15 protein-coding genes are annotated in these 15,793 nt (G+C 61.7%); 10 read left to right on the top strand and 5 right to left on the bottom strand.

Annotated features, from left to right (window positions below; translation table 11 throughout):
- Window positions 1-52 precede the first annotated feature (52 nt).
- The 7 genes from A7D21_RS12520 (at window position 53) to A7D21_RS12490 (ending at window position 7,125) form a co-directional block, all read left to right on the top strand.
- Window positions 53-1,585 carry an MBOAT family protein gene (locus tag A7D21_RS12520; protein WP_069551830.1) on the top strand — a complete coding sequence of 511 codons (1,533 nt, stop codon included), beginning with the start codon at window positions 53-55 and terminating at the stop codon, window positions 1,583-1,585.
- Between the two features lie 11 nt (window positions 1,586-1,596).
- Entirely contained in the window at window positions 1,597-2,781 is a 1,185-nt protein-coding gene (locus tag A7D21_RS12515) for an alginate O-acetyltransferase (RefSeq protein WP_069551829.1), read from the top strand.
- 16 nt (window positions 2,782-2,797) lie between these two features.
- Window positions 2,798-3,454, top strand: coding sequence for an alginate O-acetyltransferase AlgF (locus A7D21_RS12510; RefSeq protein WP_053254501.1), 657 nt, complete (start codon window positions 2,798-2,800; stop codon window positions 3,452-3,454).
- 149 nt (window positions 3,455-3,603) lie between these two features.
- Window positions 3,604-5,055, top strand: coding sequence for a mannose-1-phosphate guanylyltransferase/mannose-6-phosphate isomerase (locus tag A7D21_RS12505; protein WP_053254500.1), 1,452 nt, complete (start codon window positions 3,604-3,606; stop codon window positions 5,053-5,055).
- Between the two features lie 320 nt (window positions 5,056-5,375).
- Window positions 5,376-5,651, top strand: a complete 276-nt coding sequence (locus tag A7D21_RS12500; protein ID WP_053254499.1) for a DUF3077 domain-containing protein — start codon at window positions 5,376-5,378, stop codon at window positions 5,649-5,651.
- Between the two features lie 182 nt (window positions 5,652-5,833).
- A complete protein-coding gene (locus A7D21_RS12495) occupies window positions 5,834-6,298 on the top strand; it encodes a hypothetical protein (protein WP_053254498.1) in 465 nt (154 codons plus the stop codon).
- A 14-nt stretch (window positions 6,299-6,312) separates the two neighbouring features.
- A complete protein-coding gene (locus A7D21_RS12490) occupies window positions 6,313-7,125 on the top strand; it encodes an SDR family oxidoreductase (RefSeq protein WP_053254497.1) in 813 nt (270 codons plus the stop codon).
- Here the strand turns inward: A7D21_RS12490 and A7D21_RS12485 are convergent.
- A complete protein-coding gene (locus A7D21_RS12485) occupies window positions 7,122-7,979 on the bottom strand; it encodes a LysR family transcriptional regulator (RefSeq protein ID WP_069551828.1) in 858 nt (285 codons plus the stop codon). The two genes, A7D21_RS12490 and A7D21_RS12485, sit on opposite strands and share 4 nt — an antisense overlap.
- Window positions 7,980-8,090: 111 nt before the next feature.
- Here A7D21_RS12485 and A7D21_RS12480 point away from each other — a divergent pair, with 111 nt between their 5' ends.
- The gene (locus tag A7D21_RS12480) at window positions 8,091-9,281 is read left to right on the top strand and encodes an MFS transporter (protein WP_069551827.1); all 1,191 of its coding nucleotides are present in this window, start codon (window positions 8,091-8,093) and stop codon (window positions 9,279-9,281) included.
- Window positions 9,278-9,679: a DUF4440 domain-containing protein gene (locus tag A7D21_RS12475; protein WP_069551826.1), complete on the top strand. Its 402-nt coding sequence runs from the start codon at window positions 9,278-9,280 to the stop codon at window positions 9,677-9,679. The genes A7D21_RS12480 and A7D21_RS12475 overlap by 4 nt, the downstream gene beginning before the upstream one ends.
- 118 nt (window positions 9,680-9,797) lie before the next feature.
- On the opposite strand, the gene A7D21_RS12470 is transcribed toward A7D21_RS12475, so the two are convergent.
- From A7D21_RS12470 to A7D21_RS12455, 4 genes are read right to left on the bottom strand one after another with little or no spacing between them, the layout of a single operon-like run.
- Window positions 9,798-10,658: an HlyD family secretion protein gene (locus tag A7D21_RS12470; protein ID WP_053254493.1), complete on the bottom strand. Its 861-nt coding sequence runs from the start codon at window positions 10,656-10,658 to the stop codon at window positions 9,798-9,800.
- 10 nt (window positions 10,659-10,668) lie between these two features.
- Window positions 10,669-10,869: a DUF1656 domain-containing protein gene (locus A7D21_RS12465; RefSeq protein ID WP_053254492.1), complete on the bottom strand. Its 201-nt coding sequence runs from the start codon at window positions 10,867-10,869 to the stop codon at window positions 10,669-10,671.
- Entirely contained in the window at window positions 10,859-13,036 is a 2,178-nt protein-coding gene (locus tag A7D21_RS12460; protein WP_053254491.1) for an FUSC family protein, read from the bottom strand. The genes A7D21_RS12465 and A7D21_RS12460 overlap by 11 nt, the downstream gene beginning before the upstream one ends.
- A 10-nt stretch (window positions 13,037-13,046) precedes the next feature.
- The gene (locus A7D21_RS12455) at window positions 13,047-14,558 is read right to left on the bottom strand and encodes an efflux transporter outer membrane subunit (RefSeq protein WP_053254490.1); all 1,512 of its coding nucleotides are present in this window, start codon (window positions 14,556-14,558) and stop codon (window positions 13,047-13,049) included.
- A 182-nt stretch (window positions 14,559-14,740) separates the two neighbouring features.
- Here A7D21_RS12455 and A7D21_RS12450 point away from each other — a divergent pair, with 182 nt between their 5' ends.
- Window positions 14,741-15,709, top strand: coding sequence for a LysR family transcriptional regulator (locus A7D21_RS12450; RefSeq protein WP_053254489.1), 969 nt, complete (start codon window positions 14,741-14,743; stop codon window positions 15,707-15,709).
- Window positions 15,710-15,793 lie beyond the last annotated feature (84 nt).

Here is a 15,793-nt window from a genome sequence, read left to right as displayed (position 1 = left end):
GTTTGGGGGGGCCGTTGGCCCTTGACTGTTGGTTAAACATGGAGAGATCGGGATGGTTTTCTCGTCCAATGTGTTCCTGTTTCTGTTCTTGCCGATCTTCCTCGGCTTGTACTATTTGAGCGGGCAACGCTATCGCAACCTGCTGCTGCTGATTGCCAGCTACGTGTTCTACGCCTGGTGGCGAGTGGACTTCCTGGCGCTGTTCGCCGCCGTCACGCTGTGGAATTACTGGATCGGCCTCAAGGTCGGTGCGGCAGGCGTGCGCACCAAGCCGGCTCAACGCTGGCTGCTGTTGGGCGTGGCGGTCGACCTGTGCATTCTCGGCTACTTCAAATACGCCAACTTCGGTGTCGACAGCATCAACGTGATGATGAAGTCGGCGGGCCTGGAGCCGTTCATTCTCACCCACGTGCTGTTGCCGATCGGGATCTCGTTCTACATCTTCGAGTCCATCAGCTACATCATCGACGTGTACCGTGGTGACACCCCGGCCACCCGCAACCTCATCGACTTTGCGGCGTTCGTGGCGATCTTCCCGCACTTGATTGCCGGCCCGGTGCTGCGCTTTCGCGACCTGGCCGACCAGTTCAACAACCGCACCCACACCCTCGACAAGTTTTCCGAGGGCTGCACACGCTTCATGCAGGGCTTCATCAAGAAAGTCTTCATCGCCGACACCCTGGCGGTGGTGGCCGACCATTGCTTCGCCCTGCAAAACCCGACCACCGGCGATGCCTGGCTCGGCGCGCTGGCCTACACCGCGCAGCTGTACTTCGACTTCTCCGGCTACAGCGACATGGCCATCGGCCTGGGCTTGATGATGGGTTTTCGCTTCATGGAAAACTTCAAACAGCCGTACATCAGCCAATCGATCACCGAGTTCTGGCGCCGCTGGCACATCAGCCTGTCCACCTGGCTGCGCGATTACCTGTACATCACCCTGGGCGGCAACCGGAAAGGCACGCTGACCACCTACCGCAACCTGTTCCTGACCATGCTGCTCGGTGGCCTGTGGCACGGCGCGAACATCACCTACATCGTGTGGGGCGCCTGGCATGGCATGTGGCTGGCAATTGAAAAAGCCATCGGCCTCAACACCGCGCCGCGCAGTTTCAACGTGGTGCGCTGGGCCTTCACCTTCCTGCTGGTGGTGATGGGCTGGGTCATCTTCCGCTCGGAGAACCTGCACGTCGCCGGCCGTATGTACGGTGCGATGTTCAGCTTTGGCGAGTGGTCGCTGTCGGAACTCAACCGCGCCAACCTCACCGGCCTGCAAGTGGCAACCCTGGTGGTGGCCTACGCAACGCTGGCGTTCTTCGGTCTGCGCGATTTCTACACCCAACGCCCTGCGGAGAAAGCCAAGCCCGCCGACCCGAGCCTGATCAAGGCCGTGCCGGGCGACAACCCGGGCAGCATCCACCAGCCAGGTTTCACCGTCGGCCAGGATGCCGCCGTGCAACCGGCCTACTGGACCGCTGACTGGCCACGCTACGCCATGCGCGCCGCAGTGCTGCTGCTGTTCGTGGCGTCGATCCTGAAATTGTCGGCGCAGAGTTTCTCGCCGTTCCTTTACTTCCAATTCTGAGGGAGCCGACCATGACCCGTTCATTCCGCGTCCTCTATATCGCGCTGTTCCTGCTGGTGCTGCTGGCCCTGGGCGCCTGGTCGATGCGCAGTTTCTTCGGCTTCAGCACCAATGCCGACGCGACGGTGCTCAATGGTCGCTGGACCAAGGCCGTCGAAACGCATTACGACGACCAGTTCCCGATCAAGCGTATCGGCACCAACCTGTGGGCTGCGCTGGACTACAAGCTGTTCAACGAAGGCCGCCCTGGCGTGGTGCTGGGCCGCGATCACTGGTTGTACAGCGACGAGGAGTTCAACCCCGCCGTCAATGAAGACCAGAACCTGCAAGGCAACTACGCGCTGGTCGAAGGCGTACGCCAGAAGCTCAAGGCCCAAGGCATTCAATTGGTCATGGCGATTGTGCCGGCCAAGGTGCGCCTGTACCCGGAACACCTGGGTGACGTGAAACCGGCAAGCATCCACGCCAACCTGTACCAGGACTTCCACGCCCGTGTGGCTGCCGACACGATCATCGCCCCGGACCTGCTCGGCCCGCTGCAACAGGCCAAGCTGGGCGGCAAGCAAGTGTTCCTGCGCACCGACACCCACTGGACCCCGGACGGCGCCGAAATCGCCGCCAAACAACTGGCCAAGGTGATCAGCGAAAAGACCCCGCTCAGCGGCGAACCGCAGCGTTTTGTCACCGAAGCTGAAAAGACCGAACCGCACAAAGGTGACTTGCGCCTGTTCCTGCCGCTGGACCCGCTGTTCGAAAACCTGATGCCGCCCAAAGAGCCGCTGCAAAAACGCGTCACGCACCTGGCTGAAAACACAGGCGACGACGCCCTGTTCAGCGACAGCGAAACCCCAGTGGCACTGGTCGGCACCAGCTACAGCGCCAACCCCAACTGGAACTTCGTCGGTGCGCTCAAGCAAGCCTTGCACAGCGACGTCATCAACTACTCGGAAGACGGCCACGGCCCGATCCTGCCGATGCTCAGCTACTTGAAAAGCGACGACTTCAAGAACAGCCCGCCACAGGTGCTGATCTGGGAGTTTCCTGAACGTTATCTGCCCGTCAACAACGAAATCGGTGACGCCGACCCGCAGTGGGTTGCGCAGCTTAAACAAGCCGGTTCGCGCCAACAAAACATGGCACTGAACACCCCAGTTAAACACCAAAAATCCGAGACGCCCGACCGGGCGCAAAACTGAAAGAGAGGTAACTCACATGACTTTCACTACTACTCCGCGTCGTCTCGCCAAGACCCTGGCCATTGCTGCCGGCTTGAGCTTCGTATCGATGTCCGCCTTCGCCGGGGGCGACGCCGCCCTCTACGGCCCAACCGCGCCGAAAGGCTCCAGCTTCGTGCGGGTCTACAACGCCAGCAACCAGGAAGTCAGCGCCACCGTCGGCGCCACCAACCTGAGCGACGTTGCACCGCTGGCCAGCAGCGACTTCAGCTTCATGCCGGGCGGCGACTACAGCGCCAAGGTCGGCAGCCAGACCGTGCCGGTCAAACTTGCCGCTGACCACTACTACACCTTGGTTAACAGCGGCAGCGGCCAGCCGCAATTGATCGAAGAACCGCCGTTCAAGAACAAGCAGAAATCCCTGGTGCGCGTGCAGAACCTCAGCGACAAGGCGCTGACCCTGAAGACCGCCGACGGCAAAACCGACGTGGTCAAGTCGGTGGCCGCCAAAGGCCGTGGCGAGCGTGAGATCAACCCGGTGAAAGTCAGCCTGGCGTTGTATGACGGTGACAAGAAAGTCGGCGATGTGAAGCCGGTGGCGTTGGAACGTGGTGAAGCGGCGGTGCTGTACGTGACCGGCTCGGGTTCGAGCATTTCGCCAGTGTGGGTAAAACGCCCGGTGTCGACCCGCTGATTAGATTTTCAATTTGACGCTCCCCCTGTGGGAGCGGGCTTGCTCGCGAATGCGCTGGTTCAGCAACAGATGTGCTGACTGAAACACCGCTTTCGGGAGCAAGCCCCCTCCCACAGGCTCTGACCCAATCGATTCAAGGAGAAACACCCATGATCCCAGTAATCCTTTCCGGTGGTAGCGGCTCACGTCTTTGGCCGCTTTCCCGTAAACAGTTTCCCAAGCAATTCCTGGCCCTGACCGGCGAGCACACGCTGTTCCAGCAAACCCTGGAGCGCCTGGTGTTCGAAGGCATGGACGCCCCGATCGTGGTCTGCAACAAGGACCACCGCTTTATCGTCAACGAGCAACTGAGCACACGTAAGCTCGAATGCCAACGCATCCTGATGGAACCGTTCGGGCGCAACACCGCACCGGCCGTGGCCCTGACCGCGATGATGCTGGTCAACGAAGGCCGCGACGAACTGATGCTGGTGCTGCCGGCCGACCACGTGATCGACGACCAGAAAGCCCTGCAACGTGCGCTGGCCCTGGCTACCGTGGCGGCCGAGCGTGGCGAGATGGTGCTGTTCGGCGTGCCGGCAACCCGTCCGGAAACCGGTTATGGCTACATCAAGTCCACCAACGATTCGCTGCTGCCCGAAGGCGTGAGCCGCGTGCAACAGTTCGTGGAAAAACCCGATGAAAAACGTGCTGTGGAGTTCGTCAAAAGCGGTGGTTACTTCTGGAACAGCGGCATGTTCCTGTTCCGCGCTAGCCGCTTCCTTGAAGAGCTGAAAAAACACGACCCGGACATCTACGACACCTGCGTGCTGACCCTGGAACGCAGCGAGCAGGATGCCGACACCGTGACCTTCGACGAAGCCACTTTCGCCTGCTGCCCGGACAACTCCATCGACTACGCCGTGATGGAAAAAACCCAGCGCGCCTGCGTGGTGCCGCTGAGTGCCGGCTGGAGCGACGTGGGCTGCTGGGCCTCGCTGTGGGCGGTCAATGACAAAGACGTCAACGGCAACGTCAGCAAAGGCGACGTGGTCATCCAGGACAGCCGCAACTGCATGATCCACGGCAACGGCAAACTGGTGTCGGTGATCGGCCTGGACAATATCGTCGTGGTGGAAACCAAGGACGCGATGATGATTGCCCACAAGGACAAGGTCCAGGGCGTCAAGCAGATGGTCTCGACCCTCAACGACCAGGGCCGCAGCGAAACCCAGAACCACTGCGAAGTCTATCGCCCGTGGGGCTCCTACGACTCGGTGGACATGGGCGGGCGTTTCCAGGTCAAGCACATCTCGGTCAAGCCGGGTGCGTGCCTGTCGCTGCAAATGCACCACCACCGCGCAGAACACTGGATCGTGGTCAGCGGCACGGCCGAAGTCACCTGTGACGAAAACGTGTTCCTGCTCTGCGAAAACCAGTCCACCTACATCCCCATCGCCTCGGTGCACCGCCTGCGCAACCCGGGCAAGATCCCGTTGGAGATCATCGAAGTGCAATCGGGCAGCTATTTGGGCGAAGACGATATCGAGCGGTTTGAAGATATCTACGGGCGCTCCACGCCGATTGAACGTGGCGTGTCGGTGAAAACTATCGCGCAGTAACACGGTCGTACAAGAAGCCCTCACCCAGCCCATTGCGTCCCCTATCCGCAGTGGGCTGGGTGGGGGCTGATCGTTCCCACGCTCCGCGTGGGAATGCCGCCTGGGCCGCTCCGCGTCCCGATTCACACCCGGTGCATGGGTGACACAGAGCGTCACGGGATGCATTCCCACGCAGAGCGTGGGAACGATCGACAAAGCACCCCGCCAGCATTGACCCTTGCCCCCATCCTGCCTATCCTCGCGCCTGTCACGACTCATTCGTGATGAGGTTTGACGGCCTCGCAAATTCATAGGATCCCATTTTCATTAGGAGATCCACCATGTCCAAACAAACCACGCGCCCCACCACCTTCGGCCCCAGCGACCGCAGTGAAGCCCCCCTTTTTTGCGTACAACCCGGCATTCCCATCGAACATGCACTGGAACATGCCAGTTATGTTTTGGGCACCGCGCGCGTGCTCACCCTGGCGGCTCAAGACTTATGCACCGAACACCAGAGCTACCTGAATTGGGCCAGCCTGCAATTGGCTGAAACCGGTTTGGCATTGGTTGAGGCTTCCATCGAAGGCTTGCAGGCGGACTCTTCTGCTCAGTAAGCAAGTCATCGGGAGCAAGCCCCCTCCCACATTATTTGGACCGTATTCCAAGGGTGTACCCGCTCCAAATGTGGGAGCGGGCTTGCTCGCGAAGGCGTCCGCCGGGCCAACACACCTCTCACGCTACCCAATCCCACCTACGCTTAAGTTAGGATGCTCGTTCCCTATTCGAGGTGGTCTCCATGTTCTTCGGCGTTCTCCTGATCATCACCTGGCTGATCCTGCTGCTGCGCTACCCGGCCAAAGCCTTGCCGGTATCGCTGGCCGCTGCCGTCGGCCTGGGCTTCGTGGCCATTTGGGTTGTGTGGCTGGACAACCGCGAAGCTTCGCAACTGTCGCGCCTGGAATTGCGCATCAGCTACGCGCCACAGGAATGCCCGGCCGATCGCCCCTTGAAACTGGTGCTGATCAACGGCAACGACGTGCCTCTGACCGAGCTGCGCTGGCGGCTCGCCGCGTATGCGCCGGGCGACACCGTGAACCTGGCCGACAACGTCTATGCGGCCCCACGTTATCGCGGCCCCGGCGAACTGCAGGCCGGCGCTACCTGGGAAGATTGCCTGCCCACCCCGCCCCTGCGCCCCGGCTACCGCCCGCAAACCCTGGAATTTCGCGCCGAGCACCTGCAAGGCAGCTTCTCGGACTGATAAAGGACTGATCCATGCCCAACGTACTCATCACCGGTTGCTCCAGCGGCATCGGCCGCGCCCTGGCCGACGCGTTTAAATCTGCCGGCTTCGACGTCTGGGCCAGTGCCCGCCGCGAGTCAGATGTCGCCGCCCTTGCGGCAGCCGGCTTCAACACGGTGCAACTGGACGTCAACGACAGTGCGGCGCTGCAGCGCCTGGCCGAACAGCTCGGCGAACTGGACGTGTTGATCAACAATGCCGGCTACGGCGCCATGGGGCCGCTGCTCGACGGCGGCACCGAAGCCATGCAGCGCCAATTCGAGACCAATGTATTTTCCATCGTCGGCGTTACCCAGGCGCTATTTCCCGCGCTGCGGCGCAGTAAAGGTTTGGTGGTGAATATCGGCAGCGTTTCGGGTGTACTGGTCACGCCGTTTGCAGGTGCGTACTGCGCATCGAAAGCCGCGGTGCATGCCTTGAGCGATGCCTTGCGCATGGAACTGGCACCCTTTGCTATTCGGGTGCTGGAAGTGCAGCCGGGAGCCATCGACACAAGTTTCGCGAAAAACGCCGGCGCCCAGGCCGAACTGCTGATCAACGAACAATCGCCCTGGTGGCCCTTGCGCGACGGCATTCGTGCGCGCACCCAGGCTTCGCAGAACAACCCGACTTCGGCCAAGCAATTTGCAGCGCAAGTGCTCAAGGCTGTGCAACACCCAAAACCGCCACGAATGTTACGTGCGGGCAATGGCAGCCGGGCGCTGCCGTTGATGGCGGCGCTGTTGCCAAAAGGGTTGCTGGAGAAAGTCCTGAAGAAGCGGTTCGGACTCTCTGGCTCACTCTAGCCCTTCATAAAATCAATAAACGCCCGCACCTTCAGCGGCAAATGCCGTGTATCCGGGTACATGGCGTAAATCCCTTGCGACGCGAAGCGATGGTCCGCCAGTAAGCGCACCAGCCGCCCCGCCTTCAGATCATCCTGTACCAGCCATTGCGGCAGTACTGCGACGCCGTGACCACGCACGGCGAACGCCTGGAGGACGGCTGCACTGTCGGCCACCAGTGCAGCAGGGCCGGAACGGTATTGATGCTCGCCGCCGGCCGGGTCGGTCAGGCTCAGCTCCGTCAAACGGCCATGGCCTAACTTGGGCACGCGCTCCAACGCATCCAGGGTTTGCACCAGGGCAAACTCAGGCGCGGCGACAGCAAACACCTCAAAGGTCGACAGCTGCACCGCCCGGTGATTGGAGTCGAGCAGTCGCCCCAACCGAATCGCCACGTCAAAGCGTTCGGAGATCAAATCGGCATGGGTGGAGGATGTGGATAAGTGAATGTTCAAGTCCGGGTGCAGGCGCCGAAAAGCCTCCACCGCAGGAGCAACGACTGCCAGTGCGTATTCCACCGTGGTGGTGATGCGTAAGGTGCCTTTGAGCTGGGCATGTTCGGAGCGGGCTTCTTCCACTGCCAGCCGGGCCTCTTCCAACATGCGTGTGCAACGCAGGTAAAAGCGCTCACCGGCATCTGTCAGCGCCAACTGGCGCGTGTTGCGAGTCAGCAAGGTAACGCCCAGTTCTGCCTCAAGGCGCTTGAGGTTGAAGCTGACCACGGCGCGGGTCTGGCCCAGCAGGTCCGCCGCGGCGGTCAGCGAGCCGGCCTCGACCACGGCCTTGAAGGTGTCGAAACGGTCCAGGCTGACCATCGGCCGAGCCCTCCTTTGTCAAAATATTTTTGACAAACTAACAGTCAAATCACCGTATCCCAAACGCTGCTTGCGACCTACCCTGCCCGCTTCACTCGCAGGATCGCGTTCATGACCTACCGCTCGAAAGTCGCCTGGATCTTTTTACTCGGCTTTGCCCTGGACCTGGTGAACATGTTTGTCGCCACCGTTGCCTACCCGGACATCGCCCGCGAACTGCACGCCTCGGTCACGCAATTGGCGTGGATCAGCAACGCCTACGTACTCGGGCTGACCGTGATCATTCCGTTGAGTGTGTGGCTGGCGGCGATCATGGGCGAACGAACGCTGATCGCGGCGAGCCTGCTGTTGTTCGCGGGCGCTTCGGTGATGGTTGGCCAGGCGGGTTCCATCGAAACGCTGATTGGCTGGCGGGCGCTGCAAGGTTTGGGCGGTGGCTTGCTGATCCCCGTGGGCCAGGCCATGGCTTACCGGCACTATCCAGCGGCAGAACGCAGCCAATTGACAGCCAGTGTGATGTCGGTGGCGCTGCTGGTTCCAGCATTGTCGCCGGCTTTGGGCGGGCTGATCGTCGACAGTGTGTCATGGCGCTGGATCTTCTACGCCAACCTGCCGCTGGCGTTGCTCACGTTGCTGCTGGCACTGCTGTGGATAAAACCTGATGCACCTGTAACAGTGCGCCCGGCCCTGGATGTGGGCAGTATTTTCAAACAGATCCGCAGCCCGATGCTGCGCGTGGCGATGTTGGTCTATCTGTTCATCCCCGGCATATTTATCGGCACCAGCCTGATCGCTATTCTCTACCTGCGAGGCCTGGGCTACGACGCGACACACACCGGCGCGCTGATGTTGCCGTGGGCGCTGGCGTCGGCACTGGCGATTTTCCTGAGCAAAAAACGCTTCAACCGCTACGGCCCAAAACCCTTGCTGCTGGCGGGCATGGCCCTGCAATGCATCGGCATCCTGCTGCTGACAAAACCCGAACCGGCCGTAATTATTCTGGCCTACGCGTTGATGGGCCTGGGTGGCAGCCTGTGCAGCAGCACCGCACAGACGCTGGCGTTTCTCGACATTCCCGATGCACACATGGGCCACGCCAGCGCCCTGTGGAATATTAATCGGCAAGTCAGCTTCTGCCTCGGCGCTGCCGCCCTCAGTGCGTTGTTGTCGGCCTTGGATTCCTTCGCCATAACCTTCACGATAGCGGCAGCCCTGACACTGTTGCCCCTCTTTGCAGTGTTGCGCCTGGATGCGTCCAGAGTCCGCACACTGCTTCACCCTGCCAGCGAGCCACAGCCATGATTGATTACAGCGATTTTTTTGAGGAAGTGACCCAGACCCACGTCGAGATCGAACAGTGGTTTGCCGGGGTTGCGCCAGAAGGCACGTTGCAGCGTTTGCTCGCGCGCTTTTCACCTGAATTCAGCATGGTTGCCCCCGCCACGGGCGCGCGGGTGAATGCAGCCGGACTGAATGCGTTGTTCACACGCCTGGGCGGCATGCGCCCGGGGTTGAAAATCACCTTGAGTGAAATGGTCGGGATTGACCGGCATGCGCGTGGTGCCACGGTGACTTATCGCGAACATCAGGTTGACGACAGCGGCACCCAGACCGATCGCCGCGCCACCGTGGTGTTCGAAAAACAGGCCAGTGGCGCGCTGCTGTGGCGCCACCTGCATGAAACCTTCATCAAGGCATAACACGATCAACTGTGGGAGCGGGCTTGCTCGCGAATGCGGTGGATCAGTCAATACTTGCGTTAACTGACACACCGCATTCGCGAGCACGCCCGCTCCCACACAAGCCAGCTCCCACCGTTCAGTTGTGTGTTGGGTTGACGATAACGGTGCAGGTGATGCCCGCCGCCAGCAACACGCCGTCCGGCACTTCATCAATGTGAATCCGTACCGGCACCCGCTGGGCCAGGCGCACCCAGTTGAAGGTCGGGTTCACATCCGCCACCAGCTCACGGCTCTGCGGGTTGTCGCGGTCGTAGATACCGCGCGAGATGCTTTCCACGTGGCCCTTGAGCGTCTCGCCGCTCATCAGTTGCATATCCGCCTCGTCACCGACTTTAACGTGGGGCAGCTTGGTTTCTTCAAAGAAGCCATACACCCAGAACGAGTTCATATCGACCACGGCCATCTTCGCTTCGCCAATGCGCGCGTAGTCGCCACGGTGCACGTTGAGGTTGGTGACGTAGCCGTCCACCGCCGCCACGACTTGCGTTCGCTTCAAGTTAAGTTCTGCGGCTTCCAGCTGCGCCAGCGCGTGTTGGTAATCCGCCAGTGCCGAGTCAGCTATGTTGCTGGCGTCATCGCGGTTTTCCCGGGAGATCACCAACGCGTCGAGGTCGGCGCGGCGGTGGGCGTTGACCTTGCGCATTTCCCAGGTGGCTTTACGGGACGCTACCAGGGATTGGGCTTGCTTGACGGCGATGCGGTAGTGCTCGGGGTCGATCTGCATCAGCAGGTCGCCCTTTTTCACCAACTGGTTGTCCCGCACCGGCACGTCGACCACTTCCCCGGTAACGTCGGCGGCGACGTTGATGATATCGGCGCGCACGCGGCCGTCGCGGGTCCACGGCGTCTCCATGTAGTGCACCCACAATGTGCGGCCAATCCAGATCGCCAAAGCCAATACCAGCAAGGTCGCGAGCAGGCTGAAAAACTTTTTCATCGGGGCATTCTCAACGGTAGACGGTCAGCGCCAACGCGCCGAACAGGCAAACAAACAGGCTTAGGCGCAGCAGCGCCGGGTGCCAGAAAAAACGGTACAGGTCGAACCCGGCCAGGAAGCGATCCAGGGCCCAGGCAAGCGCGGCCGCGATCAAGAACATCAGGGTCATGGTCGGCATGTAGAGGCCGTGAAAGGCTATTTCACGCGGCATGTGGAGATCCTTTGAGAGCAGCCAGGGGCGATTGCGGGTCGAGCAACGAAGTGCGAATAAAGTGCAGGTAGCTTTTCACCCGACGCAGGGCCGAGGTGTCGAAGTGCGGGGCGAAGGGTTCGTCGGTGGCCTGCACGCGGCTGATCGCATGGTCGACGGCAATCAGGCCGCGCTCCAGGTTGCTCGCACTGGGCTGCAGGAACAGCCGCACCAGCGAGCGGCCCATCACGCGGATTGCCTGGCGCCATGGCTGGGATTCGGCATAGGCCGGGTGCACCGGCAAAATCGCCTGTTCCTTGCGCAGCTCAATGATCGCGTGGCCGACTTCCAGCACCACGAACATCCAGCGCAGCAGGTCGCGCTGCACGCGCGGCTGGCCGACGGCCAGGCCGTAAGCCTGGTGCAGCAGGTCGCGGGTACGGCTTTCGAAACTCGACGCCAGGCCCTTGAGCTTGCCACTGATCGCATACACCACCTGTTCGCGCAGGTCCTGTTCGAGGCGGCGCCACAGCCAACGGCTGTTGGGCGGCAGAATGATCGCCCCCGCCGCCGCGCACACCAGCATGCCGATGACCATGGCGATGTAGTCGTTGATAAAGGTGTAGGGGTTGTAGACCGTGAGGTTGTCCGGCACCGAGCCGGTGCTGAAGAAAATCAGCAGGCCAACGCCGACACCCGCGTATTTTGGGCGTGACGCGAGGAAGGCGCCGAAGATGATCACTGGCGCAAGCATTACGCACAGCAGCGGGAAGCCGTCGATCCAGGGGAACACGAAGAACATTTCGACGAAGCCCACCAACGCGCCGATCAAGGTGCCGCAGGCCATCTGGAATGCCATGCGTTTGGGGTTGGGCGTGGCGGCGGACAGGCCGACGGTGGCGGCGGCGATCAGGGTCATGGTCGCGCCACTCGGCCAGGCGGTGGCCACCCAGTAGCTGCCGAGCACGATCAGGATGAACGACGCACGAATCCCCGAGGCGGCGCAGGCCAGCCAGTTGGTTTTGGGGATAAAGGTTTCATCCCACTGCTCGCGTGCATGGCTGTGATCAGCCAGGGAGGCGTGGGTCTGCGCGTAGTTATGCAGGTCGTCGACGAAGCGGTACAGCAGCTCGTAGGCCGTATGAAAATCCAGTTGCTCGGCTTCGCTCGGATTGCCTTCCTGGAAGGTGGCACGCAGGCTGCGCACCTTGGCGGGCAGACCGTCCTTGTAGGCGCTCAGTTGGTTGACCAGGCGCGCGGCGTCCGGGCTGGTGAGGGCGCGCCCGGAGAAGCTGTCGAGCACTTCGGCGAGGTCCTGCAGGCCGGGCTTGATGGCCGCCACCACATGATCGGCGTCAACCGTGCGCAGGCGTTCCAATAGCTGGTGCAGGGCGTTGAAACGCGTAGTAATGCTCATGAATTCGCTGTTGAGGCGACTGAGCCGACCGTTGCGCCGACGCATATGCGGGTCTTCAAACACGGTGACGCTGCGCAACCCTTCCAGGCCCACGGCTTCGGCGATAAAACGCACGTTGCTGGCCTCGAAACCTTCGCGCTGGCTGCGCCCTCGCAGGCCGTCGGTGACGAACAGCGCGAACACGCCGAAGCGCTGATACAGGGCGTTGCGCATCGCCGCGCTGCTGGTCTGCGGCAGGATCGCGGCGCTGACCAGCGTGGAACAGAGAATCCCCAGGGAGATTTCCAGCACCCGCCACACCGCCGCCATAAACGCGCCGTCCGGGTGCGCCAGGGCGGGCAAGCCCACCATCGCCGCCGTGTAGCCGGCCAGCACAAAACCATAGGCGCGGAAGTTGCGGTTACGCGTTGCGCCAGCGGTGCAAATGCCGACCCAGATCGCCAGCGCGCCGAGGAACAATTCGGTGTTCTGCGCAAACAGGGCAATCAAGAAAACCATCACCGCCGAACCCGCCAGGGTGCCGAGGAAGCGGTAAAAGCTCTTGGCGAACACCTGGCCGCTCTGCGGTTGCATCACGATAAACACGGTGATCATCGCGGTACGCGGTTGCGGCAGTTCCAGGCGCATGGCTAACCACAGCGTGAGGAATGCAGCGATCAGCACCTTGAAGATATAAACCCAGGTCACGCCATCACTGCGTGCCCAGTCGAAAAAACCACGGCGCCACTCAAGGGCGTACAACCCGCGCAGCGGTGCAGACAAGAACGTCATGAATGCCTACTCAGTGATCAAACACGGCAAGCGCCGCCGGGGTTTTACCGGGAAGGGTCTTGGCCGCTTGCGGCACATCGTTACCCGCGCCGAGCCCGCCACCCAGGGCGGTCACCAGCTCGGCATGCGCGCTCAGACGCGCGGCCTGCACCTGTTGCTCAACCTGTTGCTGGCGGAACAGCAGGGTCTGGGCGTTCAGCACATTGAGGTAGTCGGTGAGGCCGCGCTGATAGGCGATCATCGCGATGTCGTAGGTTTTCTGTGCCGAGGCCACCGACTGCGCGGCGAAGGCCGACTGCTTGTCCATGGATTCGCGGCGGATCAACTGGTCGCTGATGCCCTTGAGCGCATTGACCAGGGTCTGGTTGTACTTGGCCACAGCGATGTCATAACCGGCGCTGGCCTCGCCCAGTTGCGCGCGCAAACGGCCGCCGTCGAAGATCGGCAAGGTCATCGCCGGGCCGACGTTGTAGTTGAATTTCTGGCCGCTGAGAAAGCCCAGCAGAGTGCCGCCGGTAGCGACGAAACCCAGGCTGCCGACCAGGTCGACGTTGGGGTAGAAACCAGCATGGGCCACATCGATGCCGCGGGCCTGGGCGGCGACTTGCCAACGGCTGGCGACCACGTCAGGGCGCTGGCCGAGCAATTGCGCGGGCACGCTCGATGGCAATTTCAGCGGCGCGGCGAGGGCCAGACTCGGCCGTTGCAGTTGCGCGCCGTCACCCGGGCCTTTGCCCGCCAGCGCCGCCAGTTGGTTGCGGCTCAGGGCGATGGCTTCGTCCAAGGCGTCGAGTTGCCGATGGGTTTCCGGCAGCGGCGTTTCCGCCTGGCTGACATCAAAGTGAGTACCGATTCCCGCATTCAGGCGTTTGTTGGCCAGGTCGAGAATCTGTTGTTGCTGGGCCAACGTGGCGGCGACGATATCGCGGTTGGCGTAGTGCAACGACAGCTGGATATAGGCGCGTACCACGTTGTTTTGCAATTCAAGCTGGGCCTGACGCGCCTCGGCAACGCTCATATGGGCGAGGTCGACGGCACGCTCGGTGCTGTTACTTTCGCGGCCCCACAGGTCGAGGGCGTAACTGAGGCCCAGTGACGAACTATTGTCCCAGGTGTTGGCGCCGCTCAATTCGCCCGGACCGTAGAACTGATCCTTCGGCCAATTGTGGCGCTTGAGGGCAGTGTCACTGTTGATCTGCAACGACTCGGCCGACGCTGCAATCCCGGCCATGGCCCGCGCCTCACGCACCCGCGCGGCGGCCATGGCCATGCTTGGGCTGTTTTGCGTGGCAAGTTCCACCCAGCGATTCAATTGCGGGTCACCGTAGGCTTGCCACCAGCGTGTGGTGGGCCAGTGGGCGTCCCGGGCGGCGCTCTGGATCGCTTCGTCAGTGACCAGGTTATTGGCGTTGAGGGCCTGGCCTTGGGGGGCGATTCCTCCGGTTCCGATGCAGCCGCTGATTGCTAACGATAAGGCCAAAACACTGAGAGCCTTCAGCTCTCTGTTGATGCGACGCGGCACGGCAAGCGTATTCCTGAGGTGGTGTTGCGGGGAAGGTGGCGCAATTCTAGGCGGCGCGATGGAGGACGATAAGCTGGCATTCCTGTGAATCTTTGTTACCGTTCAGGCGATAATCCGTTGGTAGGGATCACTGGACGGCGTAACTTTCTGTCACAATTTGTTATCTCCCTTGAGAACACTCCATGGACACTTTGCAAAACATGCGCGCGTTCAGTTGCGTGGCCGAAGCCGGCAGCTTCACCGCCGCCGCCGTGCAACTGGACACCACCACCGCCAACGTCTCGCGCGCGGTCTCCAACCTTGAGGCCCATCTGCAAACCCGCTTGCTCAACCGCACCACCCGACGCATTGCACTGACCGAAGCCGGCAAACGTTATTTGCTGCGCTGCGAACAGATCCTCGCCTATGTCGAGGAGGCCGAGGCCGAAGCCAGCGACGCCCACGCGCGCCCGGCCGGGCAGTTGAAAGTGCACACCATGACCGGCATCGGCCAGCATTTCGTGATTGACGCGATTGCCCGCTACCGCCGCACTCACCCCGACGTGACCTTCGACCTGACCCTGGCCAACCGTGTGCCGGACCTGCTCGACGAGGGCTACGACGTGTCCATTGTGCTGGCCAGTGAACTGCCGGATTCGGGCTTCGTGTCCCAGCGCCTGGGCATCACCTACAGCATCGCGTGCGCCTCGCCGGATTACGTCAAGGCCAAAGGCTGCGCGCAACGGCCACAGGATTTGCTCAACCACGCCTGCCTGCGCCTGGTGAGCCCGGTTATCCAGCTGGATAAATGGACCTTCAATGGCCCCGAAGGCCAGGAAAGCGTGGCGATCAACACCTCGCCGTTTCTGGTCAACTCGGCCGATGCGATGAAAACCGCGATCACCAGCGGCATGGGCGTTGGCCTGTTGCCGGTGTATGCGGCCATCGAAGGCCTGCGCAACGGCACACTGGTGCGCGTAATGCCCACCTATCGCTCGCAAGAGCTGAACCTGTACGCCATCTACCCGTCACGCCAATACCTGGATGCGAAGATCAAGACGTGGGTGGAATACCTGCGCGGCTCGTTGCCGGAGATTCTGGCGGCGCATCAGGCGGAGTTGGTGGCGTATGAACTGAGCGGCAGCCTCAGCGGCGCACGGCTGGCGAACTGATTTCCGGCCTTCGATATAACTCAAATGCGCGAGCTGGCTTGTCGGACCGCCGACCCGCTGAGAGGGCATCAACGGTTATGCCCG

The sequence above is a fragment of the Pseudomonas sp. AP19 genome (genome assembly GCF_001728855.1).
GTDB classification, from domain to species: Bacteria; Pseudomonadota; Gammaproteobacteria; order Pseudomonadales; family Pseudomonadaceae; genus Aquipseudomonas; species Aquipseudomonas fluorescens.
This window is presented reverse-complemented; position numbering and strand designations above follow the sequence as displayed.